Raw genomic sequence first — 16576 nt, 5'->3', positions numbered from 1 at the left:
GTAGCCTATGGGAGGCCGGGTGGGGGAGCGGGCCGGTGCCGCTTCGCCTCAACGCAGTTGACGGCAAACCCCGGCGCGGGGCATGGGCGCGGACATGACCGACGCCGCATCCCCCGCTTCCGGCCCGCCGCTGAAGCTGTTCAACAGCCTGACGCGCTCCCATGAGGAATTCGTCCCCGTCCACCCGGGCGAGGCGCGCGTCTACAGCTGCGGCCCGACGGTCTACAACTACCCCCACATCGGCAATATGCGCGCCTATGTCTTCGCCGACACTTTGGGCCGCACGCTGTCGTATAAGGGCTATAAGCTGACCCATGTCATCAACATCACCGATGTCGGCCATCTGACCGACGACGCCGATGCGGGCGAGGACAAATTGGAGAAGGCCGCGGCGGAGAAGGCGCAGTCGATCTGGGACATCGCGCGCCACTATACCGAGGCCTATTGGGCCGACGTGAAGGCGCTCAACATCCGCCAGCCGGCGCATTGGTCGATCGCCACCGACTATGTGCCGCAGATGATCGACTTCGCCAAGGCGATCGCCGAGAAGCATTGCTACGAACTCGATAGCGGCCTCTATTTCGACACGACCACCGTCGCCGATTACGGTCGCCTCGCGCGTCATGGCACCGATGAGGGCGAGAGCCGCATCGACCCCGTCGATGGCAAGCGCCATCCCGCCGACTTCGCGATCTGGCGCAAGACCCCCGCGGGCGAGACGCGCCAGATGGAATGGGATTCGCCTTGGGGCCGTGGCGCGCCGGGCTGGCACCTCGAATGCTCGGTGATGTCGGAGGCGCTGCTCGGCTTCCCCTTCGACATCCACACCGGCGGCATCGACCACCGCGAGATCCACCATCCGAACGAGATCGCGCAGAACCAGGCGCACAGCTGCAGCGACGCGAGCGGCGCGCGCTTCTGGATGCACAATAATTTCCTCGTCGAACGCTCGGGCAAGATGTCGAAGTCGAGCGGCGAGTTTTTGCGCGTACAGCTCTTGATCGACAAGGGTTACCATCCGCTGGCGTACCGGCTGATGTGCCTGCAGGCGCATTATCGCAGCGAGCTGGAGTTCAGCTGGGAAGGGCTGGGGGCGGCGCTGACGCGGTTGAAGCGGATGGTGATGGCCGCCGCGACGGTTGGCGACGTGGAAGCCGTCGAGGTCGCTGACCGCCGCCTGACCGATTTGCTCGCGAAGTTCGACGCCGCGATGTCCGATGACCTCAACACCGCGGTCGCGCTGACCGTTCTCGAAGAAGCCGCGGCGATGAAGAAGATCGACGCCGGCCAGAAACGCGGCGCGCTCGCCGCGATGGACGCGGTGCTCGGGCTCGACCTGCTGACGATCGACCGCGCCGGCCTGCGCGTCCGTCCGAAGACGGCAGCGATCGGCGAGGACGAGATCGAGGCCACCCTGCTGCGCCGCAAGGAAGCGCGGGCGGCGAAGGATTTCGCGACATCGGACACGCTGCGCGACGAGCTTATCGCGGCAGGGGTCGAGGTGATGGACGGCGACCCGCTCGGCTGGGACTGGCGGCTGGAGGCGTAGCCGTCGCAGCCACGGCGAAGGGCGGACTTCGGTCGCTTTCCGTCATCCCGGCGAAGGCCGGGATCTCGCCGGTGCGTCATAGCGAGAGGGCGAGACCCCGGCCTTCGCCGGGGTGACGATCAATAAGCGGACTGTCCGCTCCTCCACCCCAAAACCGCCGTCGTTTTCAAAAAAGGCCTTTCCTACATTATCCGGCCATGCAAGCATCGCTTCTGGCTCTTTTCACCGACTCGATAAGAGCGGCGGCCGGGGCCCCGGTCGGGGAAGCCCACAGGGCTGAACTTTCCTGAACTTTGGAATAGGGCAAAGGCAGCCCACCCCCTTGCTTACACCCCTGTAAGTGCTACCCTCGCCGCCATGCTCGACCGCATCGCCTGGCTCCTCCTCGCGCTCATCCACCTGATGCCGGCGCTTGCCTTTTTCCGGCCTGCGATGCTGACGCGGCTCTATGCCGTCGATGCGCAGAGCCCGGTCTTCCTGCTGCTCCACCACCGCGCCGCGCTGTTCCTCGTCGTCCTCGCCATCTGCGTCTGGGCGGCGTTCGATCCCGGGGTGCGCCGCCTCGCCAGCCTCGCCGCCGCAATCTCGATGCTGAGCTTCCTCGCGCTCTATTGGCAGGCGGGATCGCCGCCCGCGCTGCGCCCCATCGCGCTCGCCGACCTTGCCGGGCTGCCCTTTTTGACGATAGTGGCGTGGCGGGCCTTTTCTCCCGCCTGAAACACGGGGTACAGCCTGTCCATGTCAAAGACCGTCACCGTCCTCTCGGGCCTGATCCGCCCGCTCGTCGAAAACTGCCTGCCCGAATGGGTCGAGCCGCGCTTCTTCCAATCGAAGGAGGAGGCGATGGAACTCGCACCCGCGGCCGAGATCGGCTGGTTCGACATGTACGACAAGCGCGACATGGCCGCCGCGATCACCGCCGCGACCAACATCAAATGGCTGAACTCGATCTACGCCGGGGTCGACGGCATACCGCTGGGTCTGCTCCGCGACCGCGGCGCGGTGCTGACCAACGGCGTCGGGATCAACGCGATTACCATCGCCGAATATGTCGTGATGGGCATGCTCACCGTCGCCAAGGGGTATCGCGAGGTCGTGCGCGCGCAGGAGCGGCGCGAATGGCTGCTCGATTCGCCCGGCAAGGTCGAACTCTACGGATCGAAGGCGCTGCTGCTCGGCTATGGCGCGATCGGCCAGCTGGTCGAGGAGCGGCTGCAGGCGTTTAACGTCGATGTCACGGTCGTGCGCCGCTCGCCCGGACCGAACACGCTCGGCCCCGACCAGTGGCGCGCGCGGCTCGGCGACTATGATTGGGTGATCCTCGCGGTCCCCGCGACCCCCGAGACCGACGGCATGATCGGCGCGGCCGAGCTCGCGGCGATGAAGCCGACGGCAACCCTAGTCAATATCGCGCGCGGCAGCGTCGTCGACCAAGCCGCGCTCGTCGCCGCGCTCGATAGCAAGCAGATCGCCGCGGCCTTCCTCGACGTGACCAGCCCTGAGCCGCTGCCCGCCGACGACGTGCTGTGGACGCTCGACAACGCGCATATCACGATGCACCTGTCGGGCCGCGCGCAGGACAAGATGTTCGTCCGCGCCGCGGAACGCTTCCTCGAGAATCTCGACCGCTGGCAGAAGGGCCAGCCGGTTGCGCCGCAGGTGGACCTGACGCTCGGCTATTGATCGTCCGGCGATGCTGCGCTTCGATCGCTTCAGCCTCGACCCCGCCGACCGGCGGTTGCTCTGCGATGGGGCCGCGGTCGAACTCAACGCGCGCTATTTCGACGCGCTCGCGCTGCTGGTGCGCGAGGCAGGCAAGCTGGTGTCGAAGGAGCGCTTCCTCGAAGAGGTGTGGCGTGGGGTGCCCGTCACCGACGAGGCGCTGACCCAGTGCATCCGCACGCTGCGCAAGCAGCTCGGCGACGACGCCGCGCATCCGCGCTTCATCGAGACGGTGCCCAAGCACGGCTATCGTTTCGTCGCGGCGGTCGAGCGCGATGGCGCGCGTCCTGCCGCCGAACCCGCGGCCGGTTTCGGCGTCCGCCAATGGCTGCTGCTCGGCGGCGCGGGAACGCTCGGCGGGGGCGTCGCGGGGCTGTTCGGCGGCATGCTCTACGGCTTCGCGGGCGCTTCGCAGGCGGCGGGTGGCGGGCTGTCGATCTTGCTTGTGCTCATCGCGATGACCGTCGCGCTCGCGCTGCTCGGCGGCGCCGGGGTCGCCTTCGGCATCGCCGCCGCGGGCTTTGCACCGACGCATCGCGGCGCCTGGACCGTGGCGGGGGGCGCCTTCGGCGGCCTGATCGTCGGCGCGCTCGTCAAGCTCGTCGGGCTCGACGCCTTCGCGATGCTCTTCGGCCGCTCGCCCGGCGACATCACCGGCGCGCCCGAGGGCGCGCTGCTCGGCGCCGCGGTCGGCGTCGGCGCCTGGCTCGCCGACCGCGCGCCCGCACTGTCGCTCCGCCGCAGCATCGGCCTGCCCGCACTCGCTGGCGCGCTCGGCGGCCTCGCCATCGCGCTCAGCGGCGGACGCCTGCTCGGCGGCAGCCTCGCGCTGCTGGCACAGGCCTTCCCCACCGCGCGCCCGCATCTCGATCCGATCGGCGGTTTGTTCGGCGAGAGCGGCATCGGCCCGGTCAGCCAGATCGCAACCGCGGCGCTGGAAGGCGCGCTGTTCGCAGGCTGCCTCGTCGCCGCGCTCGTCTTCGCGCGGCGCCGCCTCGCGCTCGATTAAGCCGGCCGCTCGGCCTTCAGCTCGCGCACCAGCGGCTGCAGCCGCTCGTCATATTTGGCGAGCATCGTGTGCGCCCCGGCATGGTCGTAGAAGCTCACCAGTTCGCGCCCGTTCCAGCGGTGGAGCGCATAGGCCGGATCCTCGGCGACGATCATCGGGCGGTCGTCGGGCTTGTCCTCGTCGATCGGGCGGAGGTCGAGCGACACTTGCGGCGCGGTTGACGAGCAGATGGCGACGGTGCGCCCCTCCCACGCGACGGTCACGCTGCGGTGGAGGTGGCCGCAGATCAGTCCGCGCACCTGCGGGTGGCGCCGCACCACCTCGGTGAAGACCCCGACCCAAGGCTCGTCGGGGTGGGTGTTCATCCACTCGATCCCGCTTTCGACCGGCGGGTGGTGCATCACGATATAGGTGGGCTTGGCGGGGTCATTCGCGAGCTCGGCGTCGAGCCACGCCGCGCGCGTCTCGCAAAAAGCGCCGCCGTGGCGCCCTTCTTCGAGCGTATCGACCGTCACCAGCCGCAGCTCGGGCAGCTCGATCGTATATTGGATAAAGCCGTTGCCGTCGTCGAAGCCCGGGAATTGCGCGCTGAAATTGTCACGCAGATCATGGTTGCCGACGCTGGGCCACACCGGAAAGGGGCAGCGCGAAAAGGCGTTGGCCAGCCGGCGATAGCTGTCGGGGTCGCCGCGGTCGGTGATGTCGCCGGTCGCGAGCAGCAGGTCGGGCCGGTTCGGGCCGTCGATGAGCACATCGATGACCTCGTCGAGCCGCTTGCGGTTATATTCCGCCGGATTGTCCGGATCGAACCCGATATGGATATCGGTGATCTGGGCGATCAGCATATCGGTCCCCTGCTCGGGCCGCCCGGTCGCGACCGCCCTGTTGTCATCCGCCCCTGTGAGTGGCTTGTAGCGCGGGAGTGCGCCAAGTCACATTATAAAGATTCCGCGTCGCATGCCCTGTGATCTGGCTCACAGCATAAGTATCGCGCGACGGTTGTTTTGTGATGAACGCGGTCTTTTTCTTGCGCTGCGTCGGCGGCATCCACGGCTTGCCGCCGTCGTTGTGATATTCGTGGCACATCGCGCAGGGCGATTCGGTCGCGGTCTCGACCTTCACCAGCCGCGCCCCGCTCTCGCCGACATGGCAGTCGCGGCATTGCGTCAGGCCGGGGACGAGGAAGTCGGTCGAGACCTTCGACCCTTCCGCCATGGTGTGGCAGTCGGCGCAGTCGGTCTCGCGGTGCGCGTCGTGGTCGAACCAGCCCTTTTCCAGGAAGCGCGGCGTCTGGTTCACCGCCGCGACGCGCCAGTTGTTGCCCGCGGCGGGGGCGAAGATGGTGTGGCAGTCGTAACAGGCGCCGCCCTTCGAGAAGACCGCGCGCACCGCATCCTCGGCGCGGCTCGGGCGCAGCGCAACCTCGTTGAAATAGATGTTGTAGACCTGCCCCTCTGCATAGGCGCCGGGACGCCGCCGTGCGATGCCGCCGAGTTGCAGCGGCCGCGTCGGCGGGGTCGAGCGATAATAGGCCATCAGGTCGGCGACGACCTGTCCGGGCTCGCCGTGGCGCAAAGTGCGCGTCACGCCGCCGACGGTCTCGAAGGCGAGGCTGTGGCACATCGCGCAGTCGCGCTCCATCTCGACCGGCTTGATCCGCACCCCGTCGGCGTCGGGGCGGTGGCAATTCTCGCATTCGAGCTGCTTGCCGAAGTCGTAGCGCCCGCGGAAACTCGCCGCCATGCGCGCGACGCCGCCGGTCGCCTGCAAGTGCATGTCGTGCGGGAATTTGAGGCCGTTATAATCGACCAGCCCCTTGGTCATCAGCGTGCGCGTCGGCTTCGCGCCCGGCGCCGCGCGGACGAGCGGGCGGAATTCGGGGTGGCCGGTGCCGAAGTCGGCGGCGTCGGCGAGCTGGGTCGGATGCCCCGCCGCCTTCAGCCGCCCCTGCATGCCGTCGTGGCAGTCGGCGCAGAATTTCTGCGGCGTCGCCGGCATCGGCCCGGCGCCCTCATGCTCGGTATGGCATTCGACGCAGCGGCCCTGCGGCTTGTTGAACGCGCTCGCAAAGCCCGCGAGGATCTTGTCGCCCATGCCCGGCGGCTGGCGCGCCGCGATCAGCATCGCGGTCGAGGCATTGGCGTGCGCGGTGCTCATCGACTTGTGCTCGCCGGTATGACAGCCGACGCACGCCTTGTCGGTCACCGCGACGAAGGGCTCGACATGGCACGACTGGCAGTCGTTCTTGAGGCTCGCGTGCGCGCTCGACAGCGGCCCCGACAGCCAGGCGGTGTCGGCGTGATAGCCATCGGGCCGCTCGTCGACATTCTTGTAGCTCGCCCACGCCCAGATCGGCCCGACCAGGAAGGCGAGCAGCATCAGGATCGCGAAGCTCCACGCGCCGACGCGCTTGCCGAGCATCACGCCCTGCAGCGAGAAGGCCTTGGCCTCGTCGACGTCCTTCGACGATTGCGACAGCTCGTCGATGCGCTCGACGAGCAGGATGATATTCTCGTCCTCGCGCGCGATCGTCAGCCGGTGCCCGCCGAAGCGCAGCTCGGCGCCCGCAGCGCTGTCGATATCGGCGGCGTCGACGGTGCGGCCGTTGATGTCGAAACCCAGCCCCTCGCTCGCCTGCACGCGGACATGGCGGCCGTCGGCGCTCGTGATCGTCGCATGATGCGGGTTCACCGCCAGGTCGGCGATGTGGATGATGTTGCTGCCCTCGCGCCCGAGGGTGATCGCGTCGCCCGGCAGCGGCGCGTCGCGGATAATCTGCTTGCCCGTCTTCGTCGTCGAGATACGGCGCAGGATGAAGCTCATGGGTCCCCCTCCCCTCGCCTTACCAGTAGAAGAAAACGCTGATGATGTGCGCCGACAGCGCCGCGATCAGCGCAAAGGTCAGCGGCACATGCACGTAAAGCCAGATTTCGAGCAAAGCCCGGATCCTAAGATGCTGGCGCAATCGCCCGAGCGCCGCCTGTTTCTGCTTGAGCAGCCCGACGACCTTTTCGCGCGCCTCGGCATCGCTCGTCCCCGGCCCGGCGAGCGCGTGCAGCGCGGCGGCGGTCGCGCAATTGCGATAGCGCCCCGACAGGCGCGCGCCGATGCCGCCCGCGAAGGGATCCTCGTCGAGCGCCTTCAGCACCGGCGCGGTGTCCTGCGGGGTCAGCGGCTGCGCGGCGCTGTGCAACTGGCGGTCGAAGGCGCGGATCGCCTCGAGCATCTGCATCTGCGTCATCTCGTCGCGGTTGTTCGACAGCGCCTGCGGCAGCGTCGCATAGACGATGATGCCATAGAGCCCCGACAGGATCACGAGCATCATCAGCGCCCAGGCGAGCGTGTGCACGTTCCAGCCGAGCTGGAAGCCCGTGTGCCAGGTCCCGATAACCATCAGGCTGAGCCCGAGATAGACATGCGCCGAGGTCCAGGCCTTCAAGGACCAATAGTCGCTCGTCATCTTGCGCTTGCGATAGCCCAAGGCGGTGAGCCACAGGATCAGCCCAGCGCCGAGCGTGCCGAGCGTATAGCCGTACCAGCTGCCGCCATTGTGGCGCGGCGTCACGTCGACCAGGGCGTAGCTCACGATGATCAGCAGGCAGAGCCCGCCCGAAATCTTGGCCCAGCGGAAATTGGCGTAGCGCAGGAAACCCTCGTGGCGCCGTTCGCGCACGCGCTCGGTCTGCGTCGCCTTGCTGCGGCGGCGCGCGCCGAACAGGTTCGAAAAGAGGCTCGCCATCAGCCGGCGTCCTCTTCGAGCCGGGCGATCGACAGGAACTCCTCGGGCGAGACACGGATCGCCGCGCCGGTCGGGCACGCGCGCACGCAGGCGGGGCCGCCTGCGATGCCCTTGCACATGTCGCATTTGACCGCGATCTTCTTGGGCTTCTCCTCGCCCAGTTTCTTCTTGGTCCATTTGGGCGAGGGTTCGCCCGGACCGGGGCCGAAGCCGGTGAGCAGCCAGCGCAGCAGGCTGGGCTTCTGCGGCGGCGCCGCCTCCATGCGGATTACGCCATAGGGGCAATTGCGCATGCAATTGCCGCAGCCGATGCAGCCGGGCTCCATGAACACTTCGCCGTCGGGGCCGCGGTGGATGACGTTCGGCGGGCAGTCGGCCATGCAGTGCGGATGCTCGCAGTGGCGGCAGCTGGTGGGCACGTGGAGATGCGCGAAGGTCTTGCCCGCCTCGCGGTCGAGCCGCGACAGGCCTTCGTGGCTGTCGGCGCAGGCCTTTTCGCAATTGTCGCAGCCGACGCAGAGATTTTCGTCGATCAGCAGCGCGTCGGTCGCCTCGCCCAGCCCCTCCTTCATGATGAAGCTGGCGGTGTCCGAATACATGTCGACCGCGCTCGAATAGCTCGCTTTGCGCGATTCGATGAAGCTGTTCATCGCCGCGCGTTCGGCGACCGCAGCCTCGGTCGCCGCGCGCACCTGCGGCCGCCGCGCGAGCATTTCCTTGAACTGCTGGCCCTTGAGGCGGATGACCTCGCTCGCGACCGCGGCTTTCACCGTGGCGTTGCGCGGCGCGCCCGACAGCACGGCCATTTCGCCGAAATAGCTGCCCGCGGGCAGGTAGCGCAGGAAGATCGGTTTGCCGCCGATATCCTTCTCGACGACCATCGATCCCGAGCGCACGACATAGACGTCGTCGCCCTCGTCGCCCTCGGCGACGACGACCTTGCCCGCGGGGAAACGTTCGATCGCGGGATCCTCGACGATCGGTTCCAGATCCTCGACCGTCAGGCCGCCGCGGAAAATCTGGAGCAATTGACGTTCGAGCGAGATGCGGTTGATCACGCGCTTGGCGCCCGGCACCGCCGCCATCAGCTTGAGCGCCGCGGTGCGCGACACTTCGACGAAGATGCTGTCCTCGCCCGCACGGATCGTCGCGCCGCGCTTGCGGCCCGAGATCAGGCCGACCTCGCCGAAGATCGAGCCCTGCTCGATCGGCACCGTCATGTCGGGACCGATCTCGACCACCGCATGGCCGTCGGCGATCGCGAACAGCGACGATCCGGGCTCGTCACGTTCGAATACCACATCGCCCGCCCGATAGAAGGCGACCTTCGAATCGAGCATGAACTCGCGCATCTGCAGCGGCGAGACGTCGGCGAAGATGCGGATGCGCGTGCGCAGATATTCGAGCCATTCGCTGACCGATTTCTTCTGCGGCAGGTCGGCGAAGATCGCCGCCAGATCTTTCTCGTCGGCCGGCGTCAGCTCCTTGTTGCCGTTGATGAACTCGACGACGTCATAGCCCTGGTTCATGCAATGCTTGATCAGCGGATAACCCGCGAGCGCGCCGATCACGAAGATGCCGGGGACGGTCGATTCGAAGGTCGGCGACAGTTTGGGAAAGGCCTCGCGGTCGGGCCCGGTGAACTCGATCCCCATCGATTCGACGAAGGCGCGCGGCGCAACTGATCCCAGCCGCGCCACAATGACGTCGCACTGGATCTTCTCGTCTCCGGTCGGGGTCTCGAGCGTCAGCCAGCCGGGTTCGACCAGTTTGGGCTGGGTCTCAGTGCGGATCGACATGAAGCCATTTTCGCCCGCCTCCATCATGTCGGAGACATTCTTGGCCTTGGCCCGCGCGAAATCCTTCGAGCGGTTCAAAATGGTGACGGTATTCTCGAGCGCCTCCTCGGCTACGCCCAACGCATTTTCGATCCCCGCATCGCCCGATCCGACGACGGTGATATGTTTGTCCTTGAAATCCTCGGGGTCGTCGACGGTATAGATGATGTGCGGCAGGTCGTTGCCGGGGCAACGCATGCGGTTGGGGTTGCCCTGCGTGCCGATCGCCAGCACAATATTTTCAGCCTTGAACACGCCTTTCGAGGTCTTGATCTCGAACGCGCCCTGCTGCCCGGTCACCTCGGTGACCTCGGCCTCCTTGATGACACTCACCTTGTTGTTCGCTGCATCCTCGTCCCAGTTGCCGAGGATATATTCGCGCGCGCCCTCGGCAAAGCGGCAGTCGGAGCGGAGGTCGAGCCGGTCGGGCGTCGCGAGCACGCGCTTGCCCTTCTGATATTTGTAGATGGTGTCGGAGAGATGGTCGGTCTTTTCGAGCAGGACATGGCTCATACCAAGCTGCCCGGCGCGCGATGCGGCGCTCAGCCCGGCGGGCCCCGACCCGATGATCGCGACCTTGACCACCTCGCTCACGCGTGCGCACTCCGCCGCAAAACGCGGGTGGTCATCGCTGCCGTGATGCTGACGAACCTGCGCACGGGCATCCCTGTCCCCCTATCGCCAGCCCCCCGGCGAGTACAAAACGGATGCGACCCGGACTTATGTCCTGGACGACAGGCTATGCCCTTGAAAGCGGGGAGAGGTCAACCGGTGACCGGCGGAAAACCGCTGTTGCGAGCGGTTCGCAACTACTGGAAAACAGGCCGCGAAGGCCGCAGCGTCAGGCGAGCTCGAACTGGCGCGCGATCCCGTCGGACATGACCGGCTCGAAGCGCGACCAGCCATCGGGGCCGAGCTTTTCAAGCGGGCGGAAACGCGCCTTATACGCCATGCGCGCCGAACCCTCGATCCAGTAGCCGAGATAGACATAGGCGAGGCCCGCCTTAGCGGCGCGCTGGACATGGTCGAGGATGATATAGGTGCCCAGCCCCTCGCGCATCGGGTGCGCGGCATCGAAGAAGCTGTAGATCATCGACAGCCCGTCGCTCTGCCGGTCGGTCAGGCAGCAGCCGATCAGCCGGCCGCGCACGCCGTCGACGGTCGGTTCGCGATATTCGATCAGATAGCTGTCGACCGGGGTCTGCTCGACCATGTCGGCAAAATCCTGCTCGTCCATATCCGCCATGCCGCCATTCGGATGGCGCGAAGCGAGATAGGAGCGGAGGAGCGCATATTGTTCCTCGGTCGCCCAGGGTTTGCAGGCGGTCGCGACGATGTCGCCGTTGCGGCGGAGGTTGCGCTTCTGCGAATTGTTCGGACTGAATTCGCCGGTGCACACGCGCACTGAGACGCAGGCGGTGCAGTCGGCGCAGCTCGGGCGATAGGCGACCGACTGGCTGCGGCGGAAACCGATGCGGCCCAGCGCGTCGTTGAGTTCGCCGGCATTATGGCCGCTGAGTTCGGTGAACACCTTGCGTTCGGTCTTGCCCGCCAGATAGGGGCAGGGCGCCGGGCTGGTGACGAAGAAGCGCGGGAATCGGAAGGGTGCGGACACGCGGGGCAAATCTCCGAAGCGGCGCAGCGGACCCCGACGCAAGGCCCCCCGACGCGTTGACTGCTCGGGTTATGCCGCGCCGCGCCGATGGTGCAAAGAGGATTTACCAATATAAGCCGCCGCGACGACTATCGGCCGCAAAAAAATTAATGCAGGGCCCGCGACCTGTGCCGGACTGAATCAATCATCCACCATAACCGCGCAATTCGTCGCCGGTCAGCGTCGCGACGTGGAGCACATTGGTCGACCCCGGCGTGCCGAAGGGGACCCCGGCCATCATGACGAGCTTCGACCCCGCCTTGCCGATGCCGTGGCGCAGTGCCATGCGCTTGCCCTTGGCGATCATCTCCTCGAAGCTGCCGATGTCCCGCGTCGATACGGCGTGCGCGCCCCACAAGAGTCCCATGCGCCGCGCCGCCTCTTTCTTGGGCGTCAGCACCAGCAAAGGCGCGTTCGGCCGCTCGCGCGCGACGCGGCGCGCGGTCGATCCCGAAAAGGTGAAACAGATGATCGCGTCGGCGGCGATGGTGCGGGTGATGTCGCCCGCCGCCTCGGACAGCGCGTCGGCGGTGGTCGCGTCCGGCGTCGTTTCGGTGAAGTGCAGGCGGCGGAAATAATCGGGGTCGCCCTCGACCGAGCGCGCGATCGAATCCATCATCGTCACCGCCTCGACCGGCCAGGCGCCCGCCGCGGTCTCGGCCGACAGCATGATCGCGTCGGCGCCGTCGTAGACCGCGGTCGCGACGTCGCTGACCTCGGCGCGCGTCGGCGAGGGCGAGACGATCATCGATTCGAGCATCTGCGTCGCGACGACCACCGGTTTGCCCATCCGCCGCGCCGTCGCGACGATACGCTTCTGGAGCGGCGGCACCGCCTCGGGGGGAAGCTCGACCCCCAGGTCGCCGCGCGCGACCATCGCCGCGTCGGCGAGTTCGAGGATCTCCTCGATCCGCTGGACGCCCGACGGCTTCTCGAACTTCACGAGCAGCGCCGCCTTGCCGCCGATCAGCCGCCGCGCCTCGGCGACGTCCTCGGGCCGCTGGACGAACGACAGCGCGATCCAGTCGACGCCCTGCTCGAGCGCGAAGGTCAGGTCCTTGCGGTCCTTCTCGGTCAGCGCCGCGAGCGGGACGACGACGTCGGGGACATTGACCCCCTTGCGGTCCGAAATCTTGCCGCCGACCTCGACGATCGTGTCGATCCGCGTCGGCGACACGCTCTGCACGCGCAGCACCAGCTTGCCGTCGTCGATCAGGAGGCGCGTGCCGGGCTCGAGCGCCGCGAACAATTCGGGGTGTGGCAAGTGCACGCGGCTCGCGTCGCCCGCCGCCTTGTCGGCATCGAGTGCGAAGGCCTTGCCCTTGATCAGCTCGACCGGCCCATTTGCAAAGGCCCCGACGCGCAGCTTCGGCCCCTGCAGGTCGACGAGGATCGTCGTCGGCCGCCCGGTATCCTTCTCGAGCGCGCGGATCGCCGCGATGACCTTCGCATGTCCCGCATGGTCGCCATGGCTCATATTGACGCGAAAGGCATCGGCGCCCGCGCGGTGCAGCGCCGCGATCATATCGGGGTTCGCGCTCGCAGGGCCAAGCGTCGCCAGGATGCGCACCTTGCGCTGGCGGGGCGTAAAACTCTGGACCACAAGAGGCTCCGACAATTGAAAGGCTGGGGTGGCTTGCCTAGGCGCGTTGGCCGGGCCAAGGCAAGCCGCGTATAGCTATTCATCCCCTCACCCGAAGGAAAGCCGCCATGTCCTGCAGCGAAGACAGTGCAACCGGAACCGACAGCCTCGACACGCTCGACGATGCCGCCGCGGCCGCCGCCTTCCGCCGCCTCGTCCGCCTGCTCCAGCACCGCAGCGACGCGGCGAACATCGACCTGATGGGACTCGCGGGCTTCTGCCGCAATTGCCTCGGCGACTGGATCGCCGAAGCCGGCGGCATGGACAAGGAAGCGGGCCGCGCGATCGTCCACGGCATGCCCACCGCCGAATGGAAGGCGCTGCACCACACCGCCGCGACCCCCGACCAGCTCGCGCGGATGGAAGAAAGCATGGCGAAGAACCCGCATCCCTGACCTTGCTCCCGCACGGCTTTGCGGACATGACCGTCGGACACATCATATGATGCAGTTGAACGGGGAGGATAGGCGATGCGCATGATATTGGTCGCGGCGATGCTTGGGTCGGGGCTTATGGCGAGTACGCCGCTGGCTGCGCAGCCGGGCTCGACCTACATCCACGCCGGGCGCTTGCTCGACCAGCCGGGACGCGAGCCGCGCGGACCGTCGACGATCATCGTCCGCGATGGGAAAATCGCCGAAGTGCGCGACGGCTATGTCGCACCCGAAGCGGGAGCGCGGACGATCGATCTGAAGACCGGCTTCGTCCTGCCTGGCTTGATCGACATGCACGTCCATATCTCCAGCGACGACAATCTGCTGCGCAGCCGCCTCGAAAGCTCCGGGCGCGACGTCGAGGATGTATTCGTCATCGCCCAAGGGAACGCGCGCCGCACCCTGGAGGCGGGCTTTACGACGGTGCGCGATCTGGGCGGCGATGGGCGGACCACGACGACGCTGCGCGACGCGATCAACAATGGCGTGATCGTCGGACCCACTATCATCCCCGCGGGGACGATGATTTCGGTGACCGGCGGCCATGGCGGGGTCAACGGGCTGAATCGTACCCTGACCCACGCGGTGGCGGCCGAGCGGACCAACATCTGCGACGGACCCGACAGCTGCGCCAGCGCCGTCCGCGCCCAGATTTCGATCGGCGCCGAGGTGATCAAGTTCGCCGCGACCGGCGGGGTCCGTTCCAATGTCGCGGGCGGACTGGGAAAGCAGATGTCCGATGCGGAGATGAAATCGGTCATCGACACCGCGCACAGCTTCGGCCGCAAGGTGACCGCCCATGCCCATGGCAAGGAAGGAATCGACGCCGCGCTGCGTGCCGGGGTCGATTCGATCGAGCATGGCAGCTTCATCGACGACGAGACCGTCAGGCTGTTCAAGGTCTCGAACGCGGCGCTCGTGCCCACCGCGGTCGCGCCGATCGCCGCGCTGGACCAGGCAAGGCGCGGCGACGCGCCGGGTCCGCAACTGGCGAAGGCCGAGGAAGCCGCGGCGGCCCATGCGGCGAGCATGGCGCGCGCCATCAAAGGCAATGTCCGCGTCCTGTTCGGCACCGATTCGGGCGTCGCGCCGCACGGCGATAATGCCAAGGAGTTTGCGCTGATGGTCAAGGCCGGGATGACCCCGGCCGAGGCGATCAAGGCGGCCACGCTCGACAATGCGGCCGAACTGGGCCGCCCCATCGGTGCGATCCTGCCCGGTCGCGAGGCGGACATCATCGCCGTCAGCGGCAATCCGCTGACCGACGTGACCCGATTGGAAAAGGTCGATTTCGTGATGCGACGCGGCGTCGTCCACAAATCGGACGGCAAGCGCCAGCCCTTTCCGCCCGAGTGAGGCAGGTGGATGGAAGAAAGCATGGCGAAAAATCCTCGGGCCGATTAGGGACGCGCAAGCCGCGATTCTCGCGTCCCGTCTTTCCCATCACCGGAGCCTAAAATGAGCGAAGCCACCACCACCGACCAGCAACTGCGCCTGTTCATCGAGCGCATCGAGCGGCTGGAGGAAGAGAAAAAGGGCATCGCCGACGATATCCGCGACACCTATAACGAGGCGAAGAGCAACGGATACGATCCCAAGATCATGCGCCAGATCGTCCGCCTCAGGAAGCTGCCGGTCCACGACCGCAAGGAAATGGAAGCGATCCTCGACGTCTATAAATCGGCGCTCGGCATCGACTGACGCCTTCCCGCCAAGCCAACAGGAGAGTGACGATGTTCAGCACCACCACCAACACGCTCGAGGGCCATCCGGTCCGCGAATATCTGGGCATCGTCACCGGCGAGGTGATCGTCGGCGCCAATCTGTTCCGCGACCTCTTCGCCAGCATCACCGACATCGTCGGCGGCCGATCGGGCAAATATGAGGACGTCCTCGCCCGCGCGCGCAAGGAAGCGATCGGCGAGATGGAAGCCGAAGCCGCGCGCCTCGGCGGCAATGCGGTGATCGGCGTCGACCTCGATTACGAGGTGCTCGGCCAGAACGGCTCGATGCTGATGGTCTCGGCGAGCGGGACGGCGGTCGTCGTCTGACGGCGCGCGCCCGAAACCGCGCCCTGACAGCGCAGTTGTGTGGACGCCGCCCGCGCGCTAGGGCGGCGCCACATTCTCGCATCCGATGGAGGTAGGCCGTGGCCGGCCATAGTAAATTCAAGAACATCATGCACCGCAAGGGTGCGCAGGACAAAAAGCGCAGCAGCCTCTTCTCGAAGCTCAGCCGCGAAATCACCGTCGCCGCGAAGATGGGCCTGCCCGATCCCGACGCGAACGCGCGGCTCCGCGCCGCGGTCAATGCCGCCAAGGCGCAGTCGATGCCCAAGGACAATATCCAGCGCGCGATCGACAAGGCCGCGGGCGGCGACGGCGACAATTATGAGGAAATCCGCTACGAAGGTTACGGCCCCGGCGGCGTGTCGCTGATCGTCGAGGCGCTGACCGACAACCGCAACCGCACCGCGACCAACGTGCGCACCGCGTTCTCGAAGAACGGCGGCAATCTCGGCACGTCGGGCAGCGTCAGCCACGGCTTCGATCGCCTGGGCCTGATCAACTATGCGGCGAGTGCAGGCGACGCCGACACGGTATTCGAGGCCGCGCTCGACGCGGGGGCAAATGATGTCGAATCATCCGAAGACGGCCATGAAATCTGGACCGACGTCGATGGGCTGCACGAGGTCGCGAAAGCGCTGGAAGCCAAGCTCGGCGAGGCCGAGGGCGTCAAGCTCGCGTGGCGCCCGACGCTCAAGAGCGAGGTCACCGACGAAAGCATCGCGCAGACCCTGTTCAAGCTGATCGACACGCTCGACGACGACGACGACGTCCAGACCGTTTGGGGGAATTACGAGATTCCCGACGCGGTGATGGAGAAATTGGGTTGAGCCTAATCCTCCCCACTTGTGGGGAGGTGGCAGCGCGAAGCGCTGACGGAGGGGGGGTGCGGCCAGGAACATCGCGTGAGGCCGCGAGCCCCC

15 protein-coding genes are annotated in these 16576 nt (G+C 66.8%); 9 read left to right on the top strand and 6 right to left on the bottom strand.

What is annotated here, in order from left to right; translation table 11 throughout:
• Window positions 1–94: 94 nt before the first annotated feature.
• From cysS to BWQ93_RS19520, 4 genes are all read left to right on the top strand, one after another.
• Window positions 95–1549: a cysteine--tRNA ligase gene (gene cysS, locus BWQ93_RS19535; RefSeq protein ID WP_077032567.1), complete on the top strand. Its 1455-nt coding sequence runs from the start codon at window positions 95–97 to the stop codon at window positions 1547–1549.
• A gap of 357 nt (window positions 1550–1906) precedes the next feature.
• Window positions 1907–2266, top strand: coding sequence for a hypothetical protein (locus BWQ93_RS19530; protein ID WP_077031936.1), 360 nt, complete (start codon window positions 1907–1909; stop codon window positions 2264–2266).
• 21 nt (window positions 2267–2287) lie between these two features.
• Window positions 2288–3232 (top strand): D-2-hydroxyacid dehydrogenase, encoded by a 945-nt coding sequence (locus tag BWQ93_RS19525; protein ID WP_077031935.1) that lies wholly within the window; start codon window positions 2288–2290, stop codon window positions 3230–3232.
• Between the two features lie 10 nt (window positions 3233–3242).
• Window positions 3243–4280 (top strand): winged helix-turn-helix domain-containing protein, encoded by a 1038-nt coding sequence (locus BWQ93_RS19520; RefSeq protein ID WP_077031934.1) that lies wholly within the window; start codon window positions 3243–3245, stop codon window positions 4278–4280.
• Here the strand turns inward: BWQ93_RS19520 and BWQ93_RS19515 are convergent.
• The 6 genes from BWQ93_RS19515 to pyk form a co-directional block, all read right to left on the bottom strand.
• A complete protein-coding gene (locus tag BWQ93_RS19515; protein ID WP_077031933.1) occupies window positions 4277–5125 on the bottom strand; it encodes a phosphodiesterase in 849 nt (282 codons plus the stop codon). The two genes, BWQ93_RS19520 and BWQ93_RS19515, sit on opposite strands and share 4 nt — an antisense overlap.
• Before the next feature lie 43 nt (window positions 5126–5168).
• Window positions 5169–7103 (bottom strand): cytochrome c3 family protein, encoded by a 1935-nt coding sequence (locus BWQ93_RS19510; protein ID WP_077031932.1) that lies wholly within the window; start codon window positions 7101–7103, stop codon window positions 5169–5171.
• A gap of 19 nt (window positions 7104–7122) precedes the next feature.
• Window positions 7123–8019 (bottom strand): hypothetical protein, encoded by an 897-nt coding sequence (locus BWQ93_RS19505; RefSeq protein ID WP_077031931.1) that lies wholly within the window; start codon window positions 8017–8019, stop codon window positions 7123–7125.
• The gene (locus tag BWQ93_RS19500; protein ID WP_077031930.1) at window positions 8019–10451 is read right to left on the bottom strand and encodes a cyclic nucleotide-binding domain-containing protein; all 2433 of its coding nucleotides are present in this window, start codon (window positions 10449–10451) and stop codon (window positions 8019–8021) included. Before BWQ93_RS19500 ends, BWQ93_RS19505 begins: the two co-directional genes overlap by 1 nt.
• 247 nt (window positions 10452–10698) lie before the next feature.
• A complete protein-coding gene (locus BWQ93_RS19495) occupies window positions 10699–11472 on the bottom strand; it encodes an arginyltransferase (RefSeq protein WP_077031929.1) in 774 nt (257 codons plus the stop codon).
• 184 nt (window positions 11473–11656) lie between these two features.
• On the bottom strand, window positions 11657–13114 hold the full coding sequence (gene pyk / locus BWQ93_RS19490) for a pyruvate kinase (protein WP_077031928.1): 1458 nt from the start codon (window positions 13112–13114) through the stop codon (window positions 11657–11659).
• A gap of 107 nt (window positions 13115–13221) precedes the next feature.
• Between pyk and BWQ93_RS19485 the strand changes: the two genes are divergently transcribed.
• The 5 genes from BWQ93_RS19485 to BWQ93_RS19465 all read left to right on the top strand — a co-directional run bounded on the left by BWQ93_RS19485 (window position 13222) and on the right by BWQ93_RS19465 (window position 16483).
• The gene (locus BWQ93_RS19485; RefSeq protein WP_077031927.1) at window positions 13222–13548 is read left to right on the top strand and encodes a DUF1244 domain-containing protein; all 327 of its coding nucleotides are present in this window, start codon (window positions 13222–13224) and stop codon (window positions 13546–13548) included.
• Between the two features lie 75 nt (window positions 13549–13623).
• Window positions 13624–14943: a metal-dependent hydrolase family protein gene (locus tag BWQ93_RS19480; RefSeq protein WP_077031926.1), complete on the top strand. Its 1320-nt coding sequence runs from the start codon at window positions 13624–13626 to the stop codon at window positions 14941–14943.
• A 102-nt stretch (window positions 14944–15045) separates the two neighbouring features.
• On the top strand, window positions 15046–15288 hold the full coding sequence (locus BWQ93_RS19475) for a DUF2312 domain-containing protein (protein WP_077031925.1): 243 nt from the start codon (window positions 15046–15048) through the stop codon (window positions 15286–15288).
• Window positions 15289–15320: 32 nt separating this feature from the next.
• Window positions 15321–15638, top strand: coding sequence for a YbjQ family protein (locus BWQ93_RS19470; RefSeq protein ID WP_058809179.1), 318 nt, complete (start codon window positions 15321–15323; stop codon window positions 15636–15638).
• 98 nt (window positions 15639–15736) lie between these two features.
• Window positions 15737–16483, top strand: coding sequence for a YebC/PmpR family DNA-binding transcriptional regulator (locus tag BWQ93_RS19465; RefSeq protein ID WP_077031924.1), 747 nt, complete (start codon window positions 15737–15739; stop codon window positions 16481–16483).
• The last annotated feature ends 93 nt before the right edge of the window (window positions 16484–16576 follow it).

The sequence above is a fragment of the Sphingopyxis sp. QXT-31 genome (assembly GCF_001984035.1).
In the GTDB taxonomy this organism is placed as follows: Bacteria; Pseudomonadota; Alphaproteobacteria; order Sphingomonadales; family Sphingomonadaceae; genus Sphingopyxis.
This window is presented reverse-complemented; position numbering and strand designations above follow the sequence as displayed.

Bases quoted from the DNA above. Each gene is read 5' to 3' on its own strand.
- BWQ93_RS19470 (WP_058809179.1), top strand. From the start codon at position 15,321: ATGTTCAGCACCACCACCAACACGCTCGAGGGCCATCCGGTCCGCGAA.
- BWQ93_RS19510 (WP_077031932.1), bottom strand. From the start codon at position 7,103: ATGAGCTTCATCCTGCGCCGTATCTCGACGACGAAGACGGGCAAGCAG.
- BWQ93_RS19515 (WP_077031933.1), bottom strand. From the start codon at position 5,125: ATGCTGATCGCCCAGATCACCGATATCCATATCGGGTTCGATCCGGAC.
- BWQ93_RS19485 (WP_077031927.1), top strand. From the start codon at position 13,222: ATGTCCTGCAGCGAAGACAGTGCAACCGGAACCGACAGCCTCGACACG.
- BWQ93_RS19520 (WP_077031934.1), top strand. From the start codon at position 3,243: ATGCTGCGCTTCGATCGCTTCAGCCTCGACCCCGCCGACCGGCGGTTG.
- cysS (WP_077032567.1), top strand. From the start codon at position 95: ATGACCGACGCCGCATCCCCCGCTTCCGGCCCGCCGCTGAAGCTGTTC.
- BWQ93_RS19480 (WP_077031926.1), top strand. From the start codon at position 13,624: ATGCGCATGATATTGGTCGCGGCGATGCTTGGGTCGGGGCTTATGGCG.
- BWQ93_RS19525 (WP_077031935.1), top strand. From the start codon at position 2,288: ATGTCAAAGACCGTCACCGTCCTCTCGGGCCTGATCCGCCCGCTCGTC.
- BWQ93_RS19505 (WP_077031931.1), bottom strand. From the start codon at position 8,019: ATGGCGAGCCTCTTTTCGAACCTGTTCGGCGCGCGCCGCCGCAGCAAG.
- BWQ93_RS19475 (WP_077031925.1), top strand. From the start codon at position 15,046: ATGAGCGAAGCCACCACCACCGACCAGCAACTGCGCCTGTTCATCGAG.
- BWQ93_RS19530 (WP_077031936.1), top strand. From the start codon at position 1,907: ATGCTCGACCGCATCGCCTGGCTCCTCCTCGCGCTCATCCACCTGATG.